The organism is Microcystis sp. M53603_WE2 (genome assembly GCF_030065435.1).
Genome location: NZ_JASJFF010001115.1, coordinates 1 through 2,871, shown reverse-complemented (window position 1 = coordinate 2,871; position 2,871 = coordinate 1). Strand labels below are relative to the sequence as shown.

Genomic DNA, 2,871 nt, shown 5'->3' with positions numbered 1-2,871 from the left:
AGATGTTAAGTCTGATTGCCCGTCCATTCTCAATAAGCACTGTTTATTGAGAATGACCGGGGGAACTCTGAAATTCTCGGCTTAGTTGCTGGCAGCTTGCCGCCAACTCACTCCTCTAGATAAGTATTTTGACTCACGCCCCTTCCTCTTTTGAGACGTTGTGACACTTAGGGTGCGGAATGTGGGTGGTATGGTTCGATCGGGGGGCGTGAATCGACTAAATCCTTATCTGGCAAGAGTTCTATTGATTAGTTCGTTCTAGAGCGAAAACAATTGACCAAAATCGCAGCAATGTCTGTCTCTATAAGGGTTTCATTCCTTATAACCCCGTCCATTGCATAACAAAAACCGAAGAACCATACTATTGACGACGACAAAACTTGAAAATCAATCGAAAGATAACAAGAATTACTATCGTGTTGCTTCAAAACCAACCCCTTCAAAGGTATAGCTCCAGTCAGGATGAGCCAAGACATTATCCCTTTCGGCTGGATTAGTCGTAAAGAAATGTCCTCTGGAGATCGGGTTATAGAAGCGGAAAACATCCGATCCTAGACTGGCACTCGCTCCGTAAGCATAGAAGCCAATTCCTTCAAAGTTATATTGCCATTCGGGATGACCGTTGACAGTATCCCTTTCTGCTGGATCGATCGTGAAGAAGTGTCCTCTGGAAATCGGGTTATAGAAGCGAAAAACGGGAAATAGATTATTACCAGGGGATTGGGCGGCTTGAAAACCAACTCCTTCAAAGGTATATTGCCATTCGGGATGAGCGATGACATTATCTTTTTCTGCTGGGTTGAGGGTAAAGAAATGTCCTCTGGAAATCGGATTGTAAAAACGGTAGACGGGACAAGTTAAGGGGTCGGGACAAGGAGGAGTAGGGGGGGGAGGGGAAGGAGCAAGATTCCAGCCTTCATCCTTTAAGATTCCTAGGGGGATGGGGCCCGGGTCGTGAATCGCTTCACCTAGGCTAAAATAGGGTGTATCTAAGGAATTAGGATTGCCCCGGGGATAAGTCAGTTCGTCAAGATGGGCGTAACTAGAACCTTGTTGCCATTGACTAGGGGCGTAAAGTTTCGGACGGATTCCATTATTCGCCCCTACAGCATTAGGTCCATCGAAGAAAAGGTTGTTGCTGGTTAGTTGATTACCGAGGGCAACAGACGGGTTAGGGAATAAGCTCGTATTAATGAGGCTTTGCCCCGCACCATTTTCTGTAAAGCGATCATAGATACCGGGAAAGCCCGTACCCAATCCCCAACTTCCCTGACCGCCACTGTAGTCCATCAAGCCAATGTTTCCTAAACCGTGTAATATTTCGTGCAGAGCGACGGTGACAAAATCATATTGGTTGGCTGGAGTCTTGCCATCTGTACCGAAATACCAGTTGGCAGTGCTATTTAACTCGGAGGTCATATCCCCATCGTTAGGCGCAAGATCTCGACCTGCTAGCTGATTAGCCAGGGCTGATGTGTACCATGTATTCGGTCGTGTTCCGGGGGATTCTCTCCAAAAGAGATTGGGGCTTGCTCGGCCGAGAATCGAAGGATCTAAGGGTTGCCAGTAGGCATCAACGGCAATCGGGATAGTTGAGACGATAATAGATTCCCAGATACTGACCGCATACTGAAAAGCCGCTTGTGCTTGAGGGGTATAGTTATGATAAGTAACATTAATTGTCGCCGTTCGAGCGTCAGCCATGAGTCGATTCTGTACGTCAATTGATAGAGGAACTAAAGAGGTTTCTACTGACTCGGATGATTGATTGGCGACGAGGATGATCGAGGGTGGTACTACCGATCCTGGCAACTGTTCGGAAGCGGGGGTAATCGAGGGTGGTACTACCGATCCTGGCAACTGTTCGGAAGCGGGGGTAATCGAAGGTGGTACTACCGATCCTGGCAACTGTTCGGAAGCGGGGGTAACCGAAGGCGGTACTACTGACCCCGGTAATTTTTCGGAAGCGGGGGTAATCGAAGGCGGTACTACTGACCCCGGCAATTGTTCGGGATCATTTTGACGATGAGGGTTAAATAAATCGTCTGTGGATAAGGACAAATCTCGATCGAATTCAAGGGGATTCATGATTAGAGAATCATTGAAGAATATTTGCCGATCGAGAGCTTGACTCGAATTGGTGCCGTTGTTCATACCTGTATAATTCTCCTCGTGAGGCGTTGTAGAGAAAGAGTCCGGTGACAGATAATTATCAAGAGAAAACGAGGGTGATGAGAGGGTTTACTTCCTTCCCGCAGCAACACGACCCAACCGACAAGCCTTGTCGTGTTAATGTTTGTGAACCCAGGCAATGGGCAATTTAAGAGCGGGAATGGAGTAGTCATTCCACAACATACAACTTTATCTAGATAACAGAATTCCAGACTCAAATAGAATTTATAATCCGACAGCAGAATGATTTTATCTATCTAACCCGTAACAACTAGACTTCAGGTTTTAAACCTCATTCCACTATTAGAATAATATTGCCATATCCAACAGTTCGAGAAACCCATCAATGAACTGGCCCCCACTAAGTACCTATTGTTGTTTCTGTTTCTTCTTTTCTCGTATTTTGAAAACGGGATCTGTGTTATTCGGTCATTTAGACTATTTCTACAACTCGATCGTAGTCAAAAATATCTTGTATTTTGTTGTTTCGTTATATAAGTTAATAGTTATTTGAGCGTTTAACAAGCTGAACGGTTCTTCCCAAGACAGGGATGACCGGCTTTTCTGATTAGTAAGCTTTTACGCATTTAAGTTACATTGACAGCATTACCCTTATTTTTAAGTTTTCTACTCCATTTAATAATCAATCCCCCTTCATTTAAAAGCTGATTGACTACTTTTTCCAGTTCTTCTTTATTT

The 2,871-nt window shown here is 44.9% G+C and carries 1 protein-coding gene; it reads right to left on the bottom strand.

The window, feature by feature from the left end:
• Positions 1-411 precede the first annotated feature (411 nt).
• Complete coding sequence (locus tag PX481_RS23535; protein ID WP_002761532.1) at positions 412-2,154, bottom strand: hypothetical protein; 1,743 nt, start codon at positions 2,152-2,154, stop codon at positions 412-414.
• Between the last annotated feature and the right edge of the window lie 717 nt (positions 2,155-2,871).

Excerpts from the sequence above, each read along its gene's own strand:
- PX481_RS23535 (WP_002761532.1), bottom strand. The coding sequence starts at position 2,154 with ATGAACAACGGCACCAATTCGAGTCAAGCTCTCGATCGGCAAATATTC.